The sequence below is a fragment of the Paenibacillus chibensis genome, assembly GCF_004001045.1.
Lineage (GTDB): Bacteria > Bacillota > Bacilli > Paenibacillales > Paenibacillaceae > Paenibacillus_AQ > Paenibacillus_AQ chibensis.
In genome coordinates this window covers 14492-29324 of record NZ_BIMK01000013.1, presented here as the reverse complement: position 1 = coordinate 29324, position 14833 = coordinate 14492, and the positions used below count along the sequence as shown (strand labels likewise).

At 49.7% G+C, this 14833-nt stretch carries 18 protein-coding genes and 1 riboswitch; of the genes, 2 read left to right on the top strand and 16 right to left on the bottom strand.

Annotated elements, in window-relative coordinates; genetic code table 11:
* Positions 1 to 120: 120 nt before the first annotated feature.
* From PCH05_RS12055 to PCH05_RS12045, 3 genes are all read right to left on the bottom strand, one after another.
* Entirely contained in the window at positions 121 to 1011 is an 891-nt protein-coding gene (locus PCH05_RS12055) for an aldo/keto reductase (RefSeq protein WP_127602644.1), read from the bottom strand.
* Positions 1012 to 1117: 106 nt separating this feature from the next.
* Positions 1118 to 1894: an SDR family NAD(P)-dependent oxidoreductase gene (locus PCH05_RS12050; protein WP_127602643.1), complete on the bottom strand. Its 777-nt coding sequence runs from the start codon at positions 1892 to 1894 to the stop codon at positions 1118 to 1120.
* 33 nt (positions 1895 to 1927) lie between these two features.
* Positions 1928 to 2434 carry a GNAT family N-acetyltransferase gene (locus PCH05_RS12045; protein WP_127602642.1) on the bottom strand — a complete coding sequence of 169 codons (507 nt, stop codon included), beginning with the start codon at positions 2432 to 2434 and terminating at the stop codon, positions 1928 to 1930.
* A gap of 167 nt (positions 2435 to 2601) precedes the next feature.
* Between PCH05_RS12045 and xerS the strand changes: the two genes are divergently transcribed.
* A complete protein-coding gene (gene xerS, locus PCH05_RS12040) occupies positions 2602 to 3681 on the top strand; it encodes a tyrosine recombinase XerS (RefSeq protein WP_127602641.1) in 1080 nt (359 codons plus the stop codon).
* 71 nt (positions 3682 to 3752) lie between these two features.
* Here xerS and mobB read toward each other — a convergent pair whose 3' ends face one another.
* The 8 genes from mobB to PCH05_RS12000 all read right to left on the bottom strand — a co-directional run bounded on the left by mobB (position 3753) and on the right by PCH05_RS12000 (position 10011).
* Positions 3753 to 4292, bottom strand: coding sequence for a molybdopterin-guanine dinucleotide biosynthesis protein B (gene mobB, locus PCH05_RS12035; RefSeq protein WP_127602640.1), 540 nt, complete (start codon positions 4290 to 4292; stop codon positions 3753 to 3755).
* A 5-nt stretch (positions 4293 to 4297) separates the two neighbouring features.
* Positions 4298 to 5572: a molybdopterin molybdotransferase MoeA gene (locus PCH05_RS12030; protein ID WP_127602639.1), complete on the bottom strand. Its 1275-nt coding sequence runs from the start codon at positions 5570 to 5572 to the stop codon at positions 4298 to 4300.
* 198 nt (positions 5573 to 5770) lie between these two features.
* Positions 5771 to 6541: a DUF4247 domain-containing protein gene (locus PCH05_RS12025; RefSeq protein WP_127602638.1), complete on the bottom strand. Its 771-nt coding sequence runs from the start codon at positions 6539 to 6541 to the stop codon at positions 5771 to 5773.
* A 94-nt stretch (positions 6542 to 6635) separates the two neighbouring features.
* Positions 6636 to 7148 (bottom strand): DUF4178 domain-containing protein, encoded by a 513-nt coding sequence (locus PCH05_RS12020; protein WP_127602637.1) that lies wholly within the window; start codon positions 7146 to 7148, stop codon positions 6636 to 6638.
* A 49-nt stretch (positions 7149 to 7197) separates the two neighbouring features.
* Entirely contained in the window at positions 7198 to 7602 is a 405-nt protein-coding gene (locus tag PCH05_RS12015) for a DUF350 domain-containing protein (protein WP_127602636.1), read from the bottom strand.
* Positions 7603 to 7720: 118 nt separating this feature from the next.
* The gene (locus PCH05_RS12010) at positions 7721 to 8389 is read right to left on the bottom strand and encodes a PspA/IM30 family protein (protein WP_127602635.1); all 669 of its coding nucleotides are present in this window, start codon (positions 8387 to 8389) and stop codon (positions 7721 to 7723) included.
* 45 nt (positions 8390 to 8434) lie between these two features.
* Positions 8435 to 8836: a prenylated flavin chaperone LpdD gene (lpdD, locus tag PCH05_RS12005; RefSeq protein ID WP_174806257.1), complete on the bottom strand. Its 402-nt coding sequence runs from the start codon at positions 8834 to 8836 to the stop codon at positions 8435 to 8437.
* A 152-nt stretch (positions 8837 to 8988) separates the two neighbouring features.
* Positions 8989 to 10011, bottom strand: a complete 1023-nt coding sequence (locus tag PCH05_RS12000; RefSeq protein ID WP_127602634.1) for an NADH:flavin oxidoreductase/NADH oxidase — start codon at positions 10009 to 10011, stop codon at positions 8989 to 8991.
* Between the two features lie 214 nt (positions 10012 to 10225).
* Between PCH05_RS12000 and PCH05_RS11995 the strand changes: the two genes are divergently transcribed.
* Complete coding sequence (locus PCH05_RS11995; protein WP_127602633.1) at positions 10226 to 11047, top strand: polysaccharide deacetylase family protein; 822 nt, start codon at positions 10226 to 10228, stop codon at positions 11045 to 11047.
* Between the two features lie 80 nt (positions 11048 to 11127).
* Here the strand turns inward: PCH05_RS11995 and PCH05_RS11990 are convergent, their stop codons facing one another.
* The 5 genes from PCH05_RS11990 to PCH05_RS27675 all read right to left on the bottom strand — a co-directional run bounded on the left by PCH05_RS11990 (position 11128) and on the right by PCH05_RS27675 (position 14508).
* Positions 11128 to 11784 carry a 3D domain-containing protein gene (locus PCH05_RS11990; RefSeq protein WP_127602632.1) on the bottom strand — a complete coding sequence of 219 codons (657 nt, stop codon included), beginning with the start codon at positions 11782 to 11784 and terminating at the stop codon, positions 11128 to 11130.
* Between the two features lie 7 nt (positions 11785 to 11791).
* Positions 11792 to 11943, bottom strand: a riboswitch (cyclic di-AMP (ydaO/yuaA leader).
* Between the two features lie 282 nt (positions 11944 to 12225).
* Positions 12226 to 12948 (bottom strand): amino acid ABC transporter ATP-binding protein, encoded by a 723-nt coding sequence (locus PCH05_RS11985; protein ID WP_127602631.1) that lies wholly within the window; start codon positions 12946 to 12948, stop codon positions 12226 to 12228.
* Complete coding sequence (locus PCH05_RS11980) at positions 12945 to 13595, bottom strand: amino acid ABC transporter permease (protein WP_127602630.1); 651 nt, start codon at positions 13593 to 13595, stop codon at positions 12945 to 12947. Before PCH05_RS11980 ends, PCH05_RS11985 begins: the two co-directional genes overlap by 4 nt.
* Before the next feature lie 98 nt (positions 13596 to 13693).
* Positions 13694 to 14236, bottom strand: coding sequence for a transporter substrate-binding domain-containing protein (locus tag PCH05_RS11975; RefSeq protein ID WP_246049505.1), 543 nt, complete (start codon positions 14234 to 14236; stop codon positions 13694 to 13696).
* Positions 14237 to 14241: 5 nt separating this feature from the next.
* Positions 14242 to 14508, bottom strand: a complete 267-nt coding sequence (locus PCH05_RS27675; RefSeq protein WP_246049504.1) for a hypothetical protein — start codon at positions 14506 to 14508, stop codon at positions 14242 to 14244.
* Between the last annotated feature and the right edge of the window lie 325 nt (positions 14509 to 14833).

Sequence of the window (14833 nt, the reverse complement as noted above, 5' to 3'; positions counted from 1 at the left end):
TCATTACCGGTTAAACATCAACTTTCACCGAAACTATTGTGAATTTTTCATATGTTGTAATTTTATAAAAAAGCGTGGCCTTTATGGCCACGCTTTTTGCGGCTTGCTCCCCCCCGGGACTTAAGTTTTTCCCACCCAGTCAGTGCCGGCGACTTCCTTCCAACGCGCACGGATTTCCTCATACGCCTGCTCAGACAAGGTGCTGGTCTGCAAAATCCTGGCGTTTTCGGCCCATCTTCCGGGCTTCTGCGTTCCGACAATGGACGTGTCGACACCGGGAATGGTGAGCGAGAAGCGCAGCGCCTCTGCGATCGCCTGTTCATGGTCCGAGAGAAAGTCATATTGAAGCTCTTTGAGACGCTGCCAATATACATAAGGATACGCCTTTTCCGAAAGAGTCTCATATGTCCATGCCACATTGGCGACCGGCCGTTTGGCTATAATGCCCATCCCCCGTTCTCTGGCCTCAGGCAGCGTCAGATCAATGGCCTCCTGGTCTGCGATGTTCAGCGATATCATCAGGCTGTCGAACAAGCCGGTCTGGACGGCATACAACGCGTCAGTGCGGTCACCGCTATAACCGATAAAACGCGTCTTTCCCTGTTCCTTGGCCTTTTGCAAAACCTCGATCACAGCCCCCTGCCGCAGGATCTTTTCCGAACAGCTGTGCAGATGAATCACATCCACGTAATCGGTCCGTAAACGTTTCAGGCTGCGGTCTATGCTTTTCTCCAGCATCACCGGATCCCAGTCTTCTTCTTCAAATCCGGTGGCGTGGCCGCATTTCGTGAATAAGTAATAATCATTCCGCCGGGCGCCTAAGGCTTTGCCGATCAGCTCTTCGCTATCCCCGTAGCATTCTGCCGTATCAATCACGTTAAGTCCGGCATCCAGCGCCTGATTCAGCAGCTCCTCCACTTTGGACAAATCCTTTTCCTGCCCGATTTCGGCGCCGCCAAAACCTAAGATGCTCACTTCCATCCCCGTATTGCCAAACATGCGTTTTTCCATCTGTTAAGCCTCCTTATTCATAAAATATCTCCGTATGAACCAGGTATCTCTCAAGCAGCTGCGCAAAAATATATTACCCCGCCCGGGGGGAGTAAACGAATAAAAGCTAAAAGCCGTATATACTCATCCCGCCATCAACAAGCAGCGTTTGACCCGTCATGTAGTTGGCCGCATCCGATGCCAGGAACACGACAGGACCCACGACCTCTTTCAGGTCCCCGATCCGCTTCAGCGGCGTGCGGTCAAGAATGTCCTGCATGTACTGTTCGTCGCTCAGGATCTTTTCGGTGAGGGGCGTCCGGAAATACCAGGGTCCAATCGCGTTGACGAGAATCCCGTATTTCCCCCATTCCAGCGCCAGTACCTTCGTCATTTGGATCAGCGCCGCCTTCGTCGATCCGTAGACAACGCCGGTACGAAGCGCGGTATGGCCGCCAACCGAAGAAATATTGATGATTTTGCCGCCGCCATGCTCCTTCATGTAACGTCCGGCCGTTTGGGATGCGATAAAAGCGGACTTCAGATTCGTCTGCACAATCGTTTCCCATTGGTCGTCGGTGACCTCGAGTGCCGGCGTGCGGATGTTCATCCCCGCGTTGTTCACGAGCAGATCCAGGCGTCCCGTTTCGGTTATCAGCTGCTCAAAAGCACCCTCGATTTGTTTCCTGTCGGTGATATCGGCCGGAATGACATAGGCTTGGGCCTTCGTGTTATGGCGGATGATATCCGCCGTTTCCTCCAGATCCGCCTGCGTCCGAGACACTAATGCCACATTGCATCCCGCTTCAGCCAAGCCTATGGCGATGGCCCTGCCTATCCCGCGGCCAGCGCCGGTCACGAGGGCGGTCCTTCCCTCCAGCGTAAAGGTTGGTAAGTATAACATACGACTCTCTCTCCTTGCTATGCCAAATGCAAACTAATTAACGGCATTTATTTTTTGTGAGGTGAAATATTGACTGATATGTCCGCGAAAAGGATTTATTTTTTCCTCGTATTGCTGATCTGTATATGTACCGATGACCTTTCGCCAAAAAGCCTGCGCGGGCGTATTGCTCTGCACCTGGGTAACTTTCCAGCGTCCCTCGAACCGGTCGAACAGCTCGCGGGCAGCCCAGCTGCCGAGGCCCGTTCTGCGATATTTTTGCATGACGAAAAATTCGGTCATATAATAATCGCCTTCTGCCGGATCCGCCAACCGGTCTACAAGCGCAAATCCCGCAGGCGAATTCCTGCATGTCATTAGAAATGGATGCTTACCCAGTCCCTTTTTCCAATAATCATCCAGACCCGGATACTCGGGAAAAACGCCATCCTGATTGACGTCCAGATTCTGATACAGCGTAAAGTCGTATAAATACAACTGCATTAAGCCGCTAATAACCTGCTTTCTCCGCGCGGGAACCAGATCGATTCTGAAATCCATGAGTTCACCTCATTTATGTACATCGTATCATATCCACTATATAACTTTGAACCTTGAGGAGCAAGGTTATACATTTCATCGCACCCCGGTAGTTTCCCAGCAGTTTATAGACCAATATGGTAAAATATACGGGATAGACCATTCCATTGCACTCGAGGTGATGCCCCGTGAACGTACAAAAAGAATTCGACCGGATCAAGCTGGATGACAAGGTACTGGGCATGCCGTGGTTTGTCCAGCAATTCATCGACTACAAGCTGCCTGACCTCTCCCCTTCGACGCTGCTCGAATACGTCAGGGATTATGAGACCTTCTTCAACTGGCTGCGCGGCGAAGGACTATCCCAAGCGGAGAACAATACGAAGGTTACCCTGCAAGAACTTGAGGTGCTCCGGATGGAGAATGTGGTGAGTTACCGTATTTTTCTCACGACGAAACGCGAAGGCGCGAATTCTAGAATCACAGTATCTCGTAAACTCTCTTCGCTGCGTTCTCTGTTCCATTATTTAAGCCAAATCGCGGAGGACGAAGAATTCTATCCTCTCCTGAAACGCAATATTATGGCCAAAATCGAAATCAAGCGCATTCATAAACCGAAAGACACCGCAGCCAAGCTCAAAGGCAAAATTCTCGAAGAAGAAGAGCTGCTGGAATTTATCGGATATATTCTCGAAGGATACGCCAAAGACGTGGAGAAGAACAAGCAGGCGCTATACGCCCATGAGCTGAACAAAGAACGGGACGCCAGCATTACCAGCTTGATTCTTAACTCCGGCCTCCGGGTTTCGGAAGTCGTTAACCTGAATGTCGATGACATCGATATGAACAATAAAATGCTGTATGTCTACCGCAAAGGCAATAACGATGAAACCTTCAAAACCCCGGTGTATTTCCGGGAGCAGGCCAAAGACGATCTCGCAGCGTACCTGAATTTGCGCAATACGCGTTATAAGGCACCGAAAAGGGAAAAAGCGCTGTTTCTCGCTTTGGCGAACGGTCAATCCGAAGGCAGCCGCATGACAAAACGCGCCATTCAGGCGATGATCATCAAATACGCCAAACGATTTGGCAAGCCTTATCTTACCGTTCATAAGCTGCGTCATTCCTTTGCCACCGATTATTACTTGCAGAACGATATCTACAAAACCAAAGAACAGCTTGGGCATGCTTCTACCGAAACTACGGAGGTCTATGCCCATCTGACAGATAAGACGATGTCCGAGGCCATTGAACGGCGTACGGATTAGTTATGAAATCAAAACTCCTCTTCATGCAAGCAAAAGCGGCTTTCTGCGAAAGAAAACCGCTTTTTTGTCGATCAGATCTGCTGCTTCAGCCAGCCGTAGATCCGCTCCAATTCATCGATCTGAAATAGGTTTAGCCCTTCCATCGTTTCCTTCCCGACCGCAGCCAGTACATCCCCAGCGTTCCTCCAGGCTACGACGGCTTTGACGGATGACAGCGCATGAATCAGTTCAACATCATCCGACTTGCGGACCATGACCAACTTGGAGTGGTCTTCCTGTTTAAAGCCTTCGACCAGGATGACATCATAGCCGGCAAAATCTTGAATGATAACGTCCAACGGAAGAGACTCTTCGCGGATGACTGCCGTTTTCCGGGGAGAGACGAGCGCAATGGCTTCCGCGCCGGCCTCACGGTGCCGAAATGAGTCCGTACCCGGATGATCCATTTCGAAATCATGCGCGTCATGTTTGATGACGGCCACCCGGTATCCTTCCGTTTTCAGCTTCTCCACCAACGCGCAAACCAGCGTTGTTTTGCCGCTGTTCTTATATCCGACAATTTGGCAGACGAACGGTCTGCCAAAGCTGCGTTGATCCGGTGTATTGTTCAAGCTGCTCACAGTGTACTCCCTTTCAACAGCAGGATCTTCACCTTGTCTCCAGCCGGCGTAACGCCCTTGGCAGGCGGAATGACGATCAAGCAGTCGCTGTCTTTGATTGTCACCATGACGCTGGACTCGTCCACCTTCGCCGGTATCGCGTACACCATGCCGTCCCTAACTTCAACCCGGCCTCTGACGTATCTGGTAAAAGCATTCACTTTCGTATAATCCTGATCAAGCACAGCGGTCCATTCGGTCAAATACGGTTTGTCACTTCCAAGCGTGCGCTGGATAAAGGGTCTCACAAACAATTCAAAACCGACAAAGCAGGCGCCGGGATTGCCGGAAAGCGCAAACAGCAGCTTACCGTCCTTCACTGCGGCCGTCGTCACGCTCCCTGGCCTCATGGCGATCTTGTTGTAGAGCATATCCACATGATCGCTTCGCACCAAATCGCCCATAATATCATAGTCGCCTACGGATACGCCGCCGCTCGTCACCACGGCGTCGTATTCCTGCATCGCCTCCTCGACCTTAGATTGGGCCAAAGACAGATCGTCCATGACCGCTTCCAGGATAAAGGGCTCCCCCCCCGCCGCTCTCACCTGGGAGGCCAGCATGTACGTATTGCTGTTGCGAATCTTGCCCGGCTGAAGTGGCTCATCGACGGTCAGCAGCTCGGAGCCGGTAGAAAAGATGGCTATGCTCGGCTTTCTGTACACCGTTACCTGATGTACGCCGAAGGAAGCCAGCACGGAAATTTCTCCGGCTTGAATCTGCCGGCCCGGACGCAGCAGCACCTCGCCCTCCTGTACCTCGAATCCGATCGGAGTAATGTTCTTACCTGTTTCAATTCTGCGCTTGAGTCCGACCTGAGTTTGACCATCCGTTTCCCGCAGCTCTGTCATCTCGAGCATCACAACCGCGTCGGCTCCCTCGGGCACTTGAGCACCCGTCATAATGCGGGCAGCCGTTCCGGCCGAAATCGGCTTGTCCGATACCGATCCGCAAGGAATTTCGTCGATTACATCCAGCCAGATCACAGACTCCGTGCCGCATGCCTCCGTATCCGAGGAACGGATGGCATAGCCATCCATGCCAGAGCGGCGAAACCGGGGAAATGGATGGGGCGCCTGCACCGGTACGGCTAAATATCGGCCATGACTATCCTGCAGGGGAATTCGCTCCGTTGGTCCCGGCTTGCCGAATGTGGCTAGCAGCTCCTGCGCGCTGCTGACCTGCAGCGGCTTGCGGTGAAATTTATCGTAATCATCCTTCATTTGCTTCATGTTTTACGCACCTTCCTCTATCTCATTGCAACCATCACATGACACCTATACCTATATCATGACATAAAAAAACGCACGAATCCATGTTTCGTGCGCTGCTTTATGAAATGAACGACCGTTTCATCCGGCTTTCCCTGGCATTCGTTAACCTGCAAGAGAAGCATTTACGCCATGTTTCGTTTATTATTTATATAGTCGTTATCTTCGTGATCGGCGGGTAATTTTCCCCGAACCGATCCTCGTTTTCGGCTTGGTATATGATTTTTTCGGTGAATCGAACAAGCCGCCTGATCCGGTCTTGCCCCGGGAAATACTTCCCTTGCTTGAATTCGAGGAATCCTTTTTCCGATCGAAAATGCTTCCGCTCGAGCCTACGCTCGTGTCACTGTTCTTGGTTCCGCGGCGGAAAATGGAACCCTTCTTCTCCACCGTGAGCGGAGGAGCTATTTTTTTATCGCTGGTGGTTGGTGCGTGATACGTGCCTTGCTTCGGCTGGTAAATATCGCGGCTCGCGTATCCTCGGTATCCACCGCTCCCGCCGCCAAAAGAATCAAACAGATGGCCAATGATAACAGCTGTCAGGTACCCTTTCAGGAAACTTGAATCGTAGTTACGCTGCACGTATTCCTGGGAGTCTACCTCAATCAGCGTATCGGTTTCCTTCTTAGGATCCTTTTGTAAATGATAATATTCGTTGCCGTAGACGAGAAACATTCGTTCCGGATCCTCTTTGGATATCTGATCCGGCTTTTTCTCGTCCGACAGCTCTTTCGCCACTTCCGGAACGGTCTGATCCGCAGCCCGGTATACGTATGAGGTCGCGCTTCCATCCCGGTTCACCGATTCCAAAGGATAGGTTTCCTTCACATTCGGGGAGCCGATGCCGCAGCCGCTCAGCAGTGACATGACAAGGCTGAGGACCAGCGCGATTTTCAGGCTGAGCAAAGACCGTCCCTGCCGTCGTTTCATAAGATCACTCCTACTATAAATGAACTAAAGTTGTGCCCTTCTCTTTGAATTCATGACCGTGCAGAAGAAGCAGCTGCTCTTTCTTTAGCTCAAATTACGCATGGTTAGCCCGAATGACTTTTACATCTCCCGTAAGCACTTTCTCTCCCTCATACAGCATGAACCGTCCGTTCTGCCATTCGATCCGCACGAGGCGATAATCATCAGACTGATACTGCCAGACATGCTGCTCGCCACCCTGCAAGAAAGGCGTTTTACCGTTTACGAGCACATGGCCTTCATATTCTTCCTCCAGGAAAAAGGTTCTGTCATCCAGATCAAGCTCTGTCGGCACCTCGCTCGGATTATCGAGTCTGCCGTCCAGCGGGCTGTATAGTGCATACTGCAGCGTTTCGCGTTCTTCAATATGCAAATACATGATCGTATTTCCGTCTTGCAGGGTTAACACCACCGCATTACGGCCGCGGTTATGGACCCTCCCCGTCACTTCATAAGTGACAAGCGAAACTTCGCAAATATCGCCAGGCATGAGAGCCAGCATGCTTTTTTCAGCTTTCGGCGGCTCAGGCTTGGCAAACAGGTTGCCGATTCGTTTCAATACTCCCATATGTCATGACTCCTTATGTTCCATACTTAGTCTGTGATGAATTTCAGCATTATAGGCAGGCGGTAATAATTAACGCGCCGACCATATGAAGCGAACCGGCGAACAAACCGTAGCCCACTTTCCCCTGCTGCGTGCCGACATCCAGCTCCAGCTTGGCCCACAATCGGAGCAGCACTCTGACGATGGCCTCAAGCACAAGCAGAATCAGAAAAGAAATAATCGACACCATAACGGCGTCCAGTAAATTGTTGGACGTTCCGATGGATACCGAGAGGATATACCCCTGTGCCAGAAGCTTCAAAACAAGCCTCGTGGTCACGGCCATGTTTCCCGCCTTCACTTCCTCAAAATCCTTGTACTTTGTGAACAGGGAATCCACAAACATCAGAATAAAAAGGAGAATAGCTCCGGAGCCGGTCCAGACCAATATCCCCATAATCGTATTAAAGTCCATGCAACGTGCCTCCACGATATTCAGCTTTTTATCATATACACGAGCAGCAGCGAAGAAGGATACAAGAATGTACTCCCCTTCGCTGCTTCTACAATCTACGCTTTATCGTCCAAACTTATTACTTGTTTTCGTATTGCTTCATCAGCGCAGCCAGCTCGTCTTCGACGGCTTTATCCGTGCCAAGCTTCTCGAATTCGTCGTCAAGGGATTTGCCTTTGGAGGACATTTCGTTGCTTGCCTCGGCTTGCGCCTCCATTTGCATCATTTTCTCTTCCATGCGCTTCATGCCGCTCGAGGCGCTGTCCGAACTGAAGCCCTGCATTGCTTTGTTGATTTCGGTTTGTGCTTTGGCCGCATTATAACGGGCCACCAGCGTTTCACGCTTGTTTTTCATTTCGGTCAGCTGTTTGCGCATTTCGTCCAGCTTATCGCGAAGATTATCCGCGGATGCCTTGTTTTGATCGTAGCTTGCTTTGTATTCCGCCATTTTTTGTTCAGCGGCGTTTTTCTCTTCCAGAGCGCGGCGGGCAAGATCAACGTTTTGCGCTTGCGCTGCCGTATGGGCTTGCTGTGTACGTTTTTCAACTAGAGCTTGCTGTTCTTCATAGAGCTGCTTGAATTTTTTCTCGATTGCGATTTGCGCGGCAACCGCTTTTTCGGCATCTTCCAGGTCTTCCGTCATGTCGCGGATATATTGGTCAGTCATTTTTACCGGATCTTCCGCTTTGTCGATAATCGCGTTAATGTTGGACATTGTCAGGTCACGTAATCTTTTAAAAATAGCCATTTGGAATTTCCTCCTAGGAAAAGGTTTAATGTGTTCTTATGATATTCATTTACGCAGCTTTTTTGAAGTCGTTTCAAAATTCACAAAAAAATTTTCGCGGAGGGCAGTAGCTTTGTCCGCAAGAAACTGGTTGAATGCGGAATGAGCCTCCGTGACAATCTCTTGAATTTCGCTACGCTCAAGATCATCAAAATGAATGCCTGCCGCAATGGTGACGGTCACACCCAGCATGCCGGCTGCTTTAGAAGCCATCTCTGAAGCCAACTCATGCTCCCGGTGCCCGGGCACGTCGGCCGTCTGGACCACCGTCTCTCCGCTGCTGCCTTCACTCAGGTAGGCAGTTGCTACAGAGCCGATATGAGCTTCCCCGCCGGTCACGATGACCAGAAGATCTCTGCCAACAGGAATCTCTTGGATACGAATCCCCCATTTGCTCCCGGATTCCATTTTTTCGCCTCATTTCTCTATATCATTACCCAATTTGAGTCGATCCTGCTGTCCTTTCATACCATGTTATAGGATATGAAATTGCGTGTACAATACGTGAACGTCAAACAGGCATCGACATAAAAACTGTCCATGCCCGTTCACATATCTGCTTAAAAACCGCGCAGGTACTGCTTAGGTATTTTCTCGTTTGCCTGCAGCGCCTGGGACGCATGCAGCGCCCAATAAGGGTCCTTCAGCATGCCTCTCCCCACGGCAACCAGATCCGCCTTCCCGCTGAGAACAACCTGCTGCGCGTCTTCAAAGTTCTCCAGTCGTCCGACAGCGATAACAGGAACGTTCAGCATGTTCTTGATCTCGTCCGCAAGCTCCACCTGGTATCCCGGTCCCGCCTTCGGGCCGCCGTTAGAGCCGATATGCCCTTCACCGCCTGATGAGATATGGAAAACATCAACGCCTGCATCCCTGTAGCGTTCACATACTTTGGCGATATATTCAACGTCGTATCCGCCGTCTACATACTCTTTTGCGGAAACCCGCATGATAACCGGCATGTCCTCCGGCACGACCTCGCGAACCGCCTTGACCACCTGCTCGCCAAAAAGCGGCAGGTCCTGCCCGTATATGTCATCGCGCCGATTTGTCAACGGAGAATGGAACTGGTGGATCAGGTAACCGTGAGCGCCATGGATCTCCACCGTATCGAATCCGGCCTCAACCGCACGTCTTGCCGCCTCTTTATAAGCTTGTACCATTTCACCAACCTCATCGGTGGATAAAGCGCGCGGTATTTTATATTTCTCATCGAACCGGATCGCGGAAGGGGCTACCGGTGGCTCGGCATCCTCCGCTTTCCTTCCCGCATGCCCCAGCTGAATGCCGATCCGCGTGCCGTAGGTATGTACCTCATTGACAATATTGCGGTATGCAGAGATGTGTTCGTCGCTCCATATTCCCGTATCCTGATTCGTGATCCGCCCGTCCGGGTGTATGGCCGTCATTTCAATAATGATCAGACCTGCTCCGCCTACTGCCCGGGAAACATAATGCACATAATGCCAGTTATTCGGTATGCCATCCTCAGCCTGTACCGAGTACTGGCACATCGGAGGCATGACAATCCGGTTTTTTAAAGATAATCCCTTGAGGACAAAGGGCGTGAATAAATCCGCCATGCTTTTCTGTCTCTCCTTTCAGTAAGCGAGTGATATGCAATCCCTCATGGTTGAAACAAGGTCATAAGAGAACATTTTTATTATACACATTTTACAAAGAATTATGGAAATGACGCCTGTTTCGCAATCCGGTCATAATATCTGCCAATTCGGGACATAACAGTATAGACTATCCAATTTTCGTCGTACAACCGTGGAAAGGAGCCGCTACCACATGATAAAAACCTCTTTCGGGAAAGTATGCGCCGTTGCGCTTGCAGTATCCCTGTTAGGATCCGATTCCGCCGTGTATGCTGCAAAATTCGAGCCCGTTCCTGCTCCGCATTCCGTCAAGGAAACCAGCGGTTCGGAGAGATCGGAGAAAAGACAGGAAAAACAGGTGTTGACGCTGGGCCAGCTGATCAAGAAATACCCGGATACGTTTAAAATCCACGGTCCGCATGTCAAGCAAATCGCGCTGACCTTCGATGATGTTCCCGATCCCCGTTTTACGCCGCAAATTCTTCGGATCCTATCGGAGAACGGCGTCAAAGCGACGTTTTTTGTCGTGGGCAGCCGTGCCAAGAAGCATCCTGATCTCGTTGCCCGGATCGTTCGCGAAGGGCATGCCATTGGGAATCATTCCTATAACCATCCCCAGTTCCATAAGCTGACGATGGCCGAATATACGGATCAAATCATTCGAACCGAAAAAATTCTCTACGGCATTACCGGATACAAACCCAAGCTGATTCGCCCCCCTTACGGAGACATTACCGAAAACCAGCTGCGCTGGGCCAAACGGGAGGGCTATAAAATCGTCAACTGGAACGTCGATTCCCTCGATTGGAAGGGCATCAGCAAAGAAGCCGTCAAACGGAACATTATGACGACAGCCGGAGCAGGCTCTATCATTCTCCAACATGCCGGCGGAGGCAGCTCATCGGATTTATCCGGCACGATCGGCGCATTGCCCGAAATTATCCGTGAGTTGAAAAAGAAAGGCTATACCTTCGTTACGCTGCCCAAGCTCCTGAAAGTGCAGAAGGATAAATAGCAAAGAAGCCTCTGTCATCCTAGGATGGCAGAGGCTTTTGTTTGCGTATTCGCATATGAGGGTAAATACATTATGTCGGGTTATTTAATGAAATAAAGTTCAACGTCCTGGAAGCCGAAATCGCTAACCGTTTGCTGGCTGCCTGGAACAAAGATGTCAATGCGGTTGCCTTTGATGGCGCTGCCTGTGTCTCTGGCCGTAGCAACGAACGCTTTTTTCGGAAGACCCGGGAAGCTGTGTCCGGTAACCAGTACCTTCGTTCCGAGCGGAATAATGGATGGGTCTACCGCGATGGTACCGAGTTCAAGCGGATTGCCGAAATAGTCAACCGCACCCCATTTTCCATTTTCGCTGGCTGCTGCAGAGTAAGCCGTTGCTTTCACATTCAGGGTTTTATTATAAGTAAAGGTTTTTCCCCATGCTTCTACGATTTTCTGATCCGAATCCACGTTCAGCGAAGCGGCCGTAATCGTTGCCGGTGCGGAATCCGCGTATGCCTTCATGGTTTCGCCAGGAATATTCAGCTTTAATCCTCCATAGATGTTGGTCGCTTGTACGTTTGGATTTGCTTTCATTAGTTGAGTCATATTGACGCCAAATTGTTTGGATAGCGTATAGAACGTATCGCCTTCCTTGGCCACATGCACGGAATCCGCATGAATAGGTACAGCTTGTACCGCCAAAGTAATACCAAGTGCCGCTGCAAAAATTTTCAGTCCCTTAAATCTCTTCTTCATAGTTCCTCCTTAGAATCCTTCATGCCTGCGAGGTTAGCTGTCGGGTTCGGATTGAGGAGACAACCCTGCGCTGATTGCGGTTCACCCCAAGTGACATACTCTTCACGGCAAAAATGTTCCCCCGCACTTTGTGTATCAAAGTTTTGGCTCATTCAATATATCACAATTTTGTAACCAGTGCGCATGAAAATGTTACCATATTGCAACTTTTGAACCCGAGTCTTCACGTATCATCGCGTAGTAACGATCTTGGTTTTTAAAAATAGGCATCTGCAAGCGGAATAATAGATTACAGAGATTACATTTTATTCATACAGGTTAACAATAATATCATTATGTAAACTATAACCAAGGTTCTTATCTCCGCTGATATCCCTGCTCACTGACAGCAAAAAGCTCCGAAAGGGTATATGCCTTTCGGAGCTTTTGTTCTCATTATATTTAGAGGACTTTGCCGAGAAAATCCTTCGTCCGGATATTTTGCGGATTGCCAAACACCTGCTCAGGTGTTCCTTCTTCCACGATCTTGCCGCCATCCATAAAGACGATCCGGTCTCCGACCTCGCGGGCAAAGCCCATTTCATGCGTCACGATGACCATCGTCATACCGCCTTCAGCGAGCTTCTTCATGACTTCCAGCACTTCACCGACCATTTCCGGATCCAGCGCCGACGTCGGCTCGTCAAACAGCATTACATGCGGCTGCATCGCCAGCGCGCGGGCAATCGCGATACGCTGCTTCTGACCTCCGGAGAGCTGCGTTGGATAGGCATCCCGCTTGTCGGCTAAGCCAACGGTCCGAAGCAGCTCCAGCGCAATATTCTCTGTCTCCGCCGCAGGCATTTTTTTCACTTTTACCGGAGCCAGCATAATATTTTGCAGCACCGTTTTATGCGGAAACAAATTGAACTGCTGAAATACCATGCCCATTTTCTCGCGGGTAAGGTTAATATTATGTTTGCGATCCGTGATCGATTCGCCTTCAAAAGTAATCTCGCCGCTCGTCGGGGTTTCAAGGAGGTTCAAGCATCTCAGAAACGTACTTTTCCCCGATCCGCTGGGTCCGATCACGACGAGGACTTCCCCTTTGGCAATCTCAATGTCGACGCCCTTCAGGATTTCCAGCTTTCCGAATGATTTATGCAGATCCTTAACGGTGATCATTCCGTATTCAGCCTCCTTTCGAACAATCCGAGCAGCTTGGACAGCGTAAAGGTCATAATAAAGTAAATGACCGCGATAATCAGAAGCGGTTTGAGCGATTCATACGTAATCGTCGTCACGGCCTGTGCCTGATACATCAAATCCGTCACTCCGATAAAGGATACGATGGATGATTCTTTAATAATCGTGATGAATTCGTTGCCGATGGCAGGCAGCACGCTTTTCACCGCCTGCGGCAAAATGATGTACCGCATCGTCATCGCTTTGCTCATCCCAAGGGAACGGGCTGCTTCCGCCTGTCCGCGATCCACTCCCTGGATTCCTGCGCGAAACACTTCGGCAAGGTATGCGGAGCTGTTGAGCGATAACGTAATCGCCCCTGATTCGATTGCGGTCAGCTTAATGCCGAACGATACCAAGCCGTAATGAATGATAAACAGCTGTACCAGCATCGGCGTTCCCCGCAGAAACTCGACCCACACGGTTCCCACAAAACGCGTCAGCCAAAACCGCGACATCCGCAGCATGGAAATGACCATGCCGAGAATGAATCCGCAGATGACTCCTATTGCCGCAAGCAGCAGGGTATATTGGATGCCGGTTCCGAAATAGGAACGGTACGTCCAGAATGTTTCAAAGATATTCATGAAGTCTTTCCATCCTCCTTCAAAGGTAAGCAATCAAAAAAATAGCGAAATGACATCCGCTATTTCTTTGCAAAACTTTTGTTCATCGTAGGGTTACATTATTTTTTCGCTGCCAAATCGCTGGCTTCGGAAACAAATTGATCGATTTTCTTTTCGGAATTCAGGCGATCCAGCGTTTTATTGATTTGGTCGACCATCTCTTGGTTGCCTTTCTTCACGCCGATGGCGTAACCGTCTTCTTGATAATCGGGTACAGCATCCGCGATGGCAAGACCCTTGACGTTTTTAAGAAACGCTTCCGCCACAGGCTTTTCCATGATTGAAGCGTCGACGCGACCGGAATTCAGCTGCATGATGATGTCGTTAATTTTGCCAAGGCCGGTGATTTTCGCATTTGGAATCGTTTTGGCGATATCCTCTTGGATCGATCCCGTCTGAATGCCGAACGATACTCCTTCAAGAGACTGCATCGTTTTGTATTTATCCTTATCCTTTTCGCGTACGACGACGGCCTGCTCCGCTTTGTAGTAGTTATTGGAGAAATCCACTTCCTTCTTGCGGTTCTCGTCCGGTGTCATGCCCGAAATGACAAAATCAACGCGTCCGCTGGACAATTCCCCGAGCAGAGCCTTGAAATCCATATCCTTCACTTCCAGGTTTGCACCCATATCCTTGGCAATTTCTCTTTGGCGATATCGATGTCGAAGCCTACGATCTGGTCTTTGCCGTCAATCATTTTATGAAATTCGTAAGGAGGGAAATCAGCGCTCGTCCCCAGTACGATCGTCTTTGCGTTAGCCTGGTTCGAGCCGTTATCCGCAGTGGAGGCCCCTTCTTTATTTTTTTCTCCGCAGCCCGCGAGCATGCTTCCTGCCAGCATCAGGCATACCGTTAAAATACCCCATTTTTTCATCATCTATCTCTCCTGTCCTTATTCTCTTCAATGTAGTGCTTAGTATGAGCATGATGATGACTTGTCATCACCTTTCGAAAGCATGTTTTATACTACAACACAATGCATGAATATGCAATGTAATTTTCATACAAAATGAGGTATTTTCAATAAATTGTCAACTATTCAGTAAAAAGCTTCTTTTATTTTTCCATTGGTTTATTAAAACTCTTTTTGATGCCGATTTTTTTCAGAATTCTCATATGTAATTTGATTATATTCTTTCCCATCCAATAGCTTATAACATTAATAATTCTACCTTGTGCAAGGAAATACCCGTCAGAAT

Coding starts and splice junctions, on each gene's coding strand:
- PCH05_RS12055 (WP_127602644.1), bottom strand. CDS start 1,011: ATGGAAAAACGCATGTTTGGCAATACGGGGATGGAAGTGAGCATCTTA.
- PCH05_RS12050 (WP_127602643.1), bottom strand. CDS start 1,894: ATGTTATACTTACCAACCTTTACGCTGGAGGGAAGGACCGCCCTCGTG.
- PCH05_RS12045 (WP_127602642.1), bottom strand. CDS start 2,434: ATGGATTTCAGAATCGATCTGGTTCCCGCGCGGAGAAAGCAGGTTATT.
- PCH05_RS12030 (WP_127602639.1), bottom strand. CDS start 5,572: ATGAAGCAAATGAAGGATGATTACGATAAATTTCACCGCAAGCCGCTG.
- PCH05_RS12025 (WP_127602638.1), bottom strand. CDS start 6,541: ATGAAACGACGGCAGGGACGGTCTTTGCTCAGCCTGAAAATCGCGCTG.
- PCH05_RS12020 (WP_127602637.1), bottom strand. CDS start 7,148: ATGGGAGTATTGAAACGAATCGGCAACCTGTTTGCCAAGCCTGAGCCG.
- PCH05_RS12015 (WP_127602636.1), bottom strand. CDS start 7,602: ATGGACTTTAATACGATTATGGGGATATTGGTCTGGACCGGCTCCGGA.
- PCH05_RS12010 (WP_127602635.1), bottom strand. CDS start 8,389: ATGGCTATTTTTAAAAGATTACGTGACCTGACAATGTCCAACATTAAC.
- lpdD (WP_174806257.1), bottom strand. CDS start 8,836: ATGGAATCCGGGAGCAAATGGGGGATTCGTATCCAAGAGATTCCTGTT.
- PCH05_RS12000 (WP_127602634.1), bottom strand. CDS start 10,011: ATGGCGGATTTATTCACGCCCTTTGTCCTCAAGGGATTATCTTTAAAA.
- PCH05_RS11995 (WP_127602633.1), top strand. CDS start 10,226: ATGATAAAAACCTCTTTCGGGAAAGTATGCGCCGTTGCGCTTGCAGTA.
- PCH05_RS11990 (WP_127602632.1), bottom strand. CDS start 11,784: ATGAAGAAGAGATTTAAGGGACTGAAAATTTTTGCAGCGGCACTTGGT.
- PCH05_RS11985 (WP_127602631.1), bottom strand. CDS start 12,948: ATGATCACCGTTAAGGATCTGCATAAATCATTCGGAAAGCTGGAAATC.
- PCH05_RS11980 (WP_127602630.1), bottom strand. CDS start 13,595: ATGAATATCTTTGAAACATTCTGGACGTACCGTTCCTATTTCGGAACC.
- PCH05_RS11975 (WP_246049505.1), bottom strand. CDS start 14,236: ATGGATTTCAAGGCTCTGCTCGGGGAATTGTCCAGCGGACGCGTTGAT.
- PCH05_RS27675 (WP_246049504.1), bottom strand. CDS start 14,508: ATGAAAAAATGGGGTATTTTAACGGTATGCCTGATGCTGGCAGGAAGC.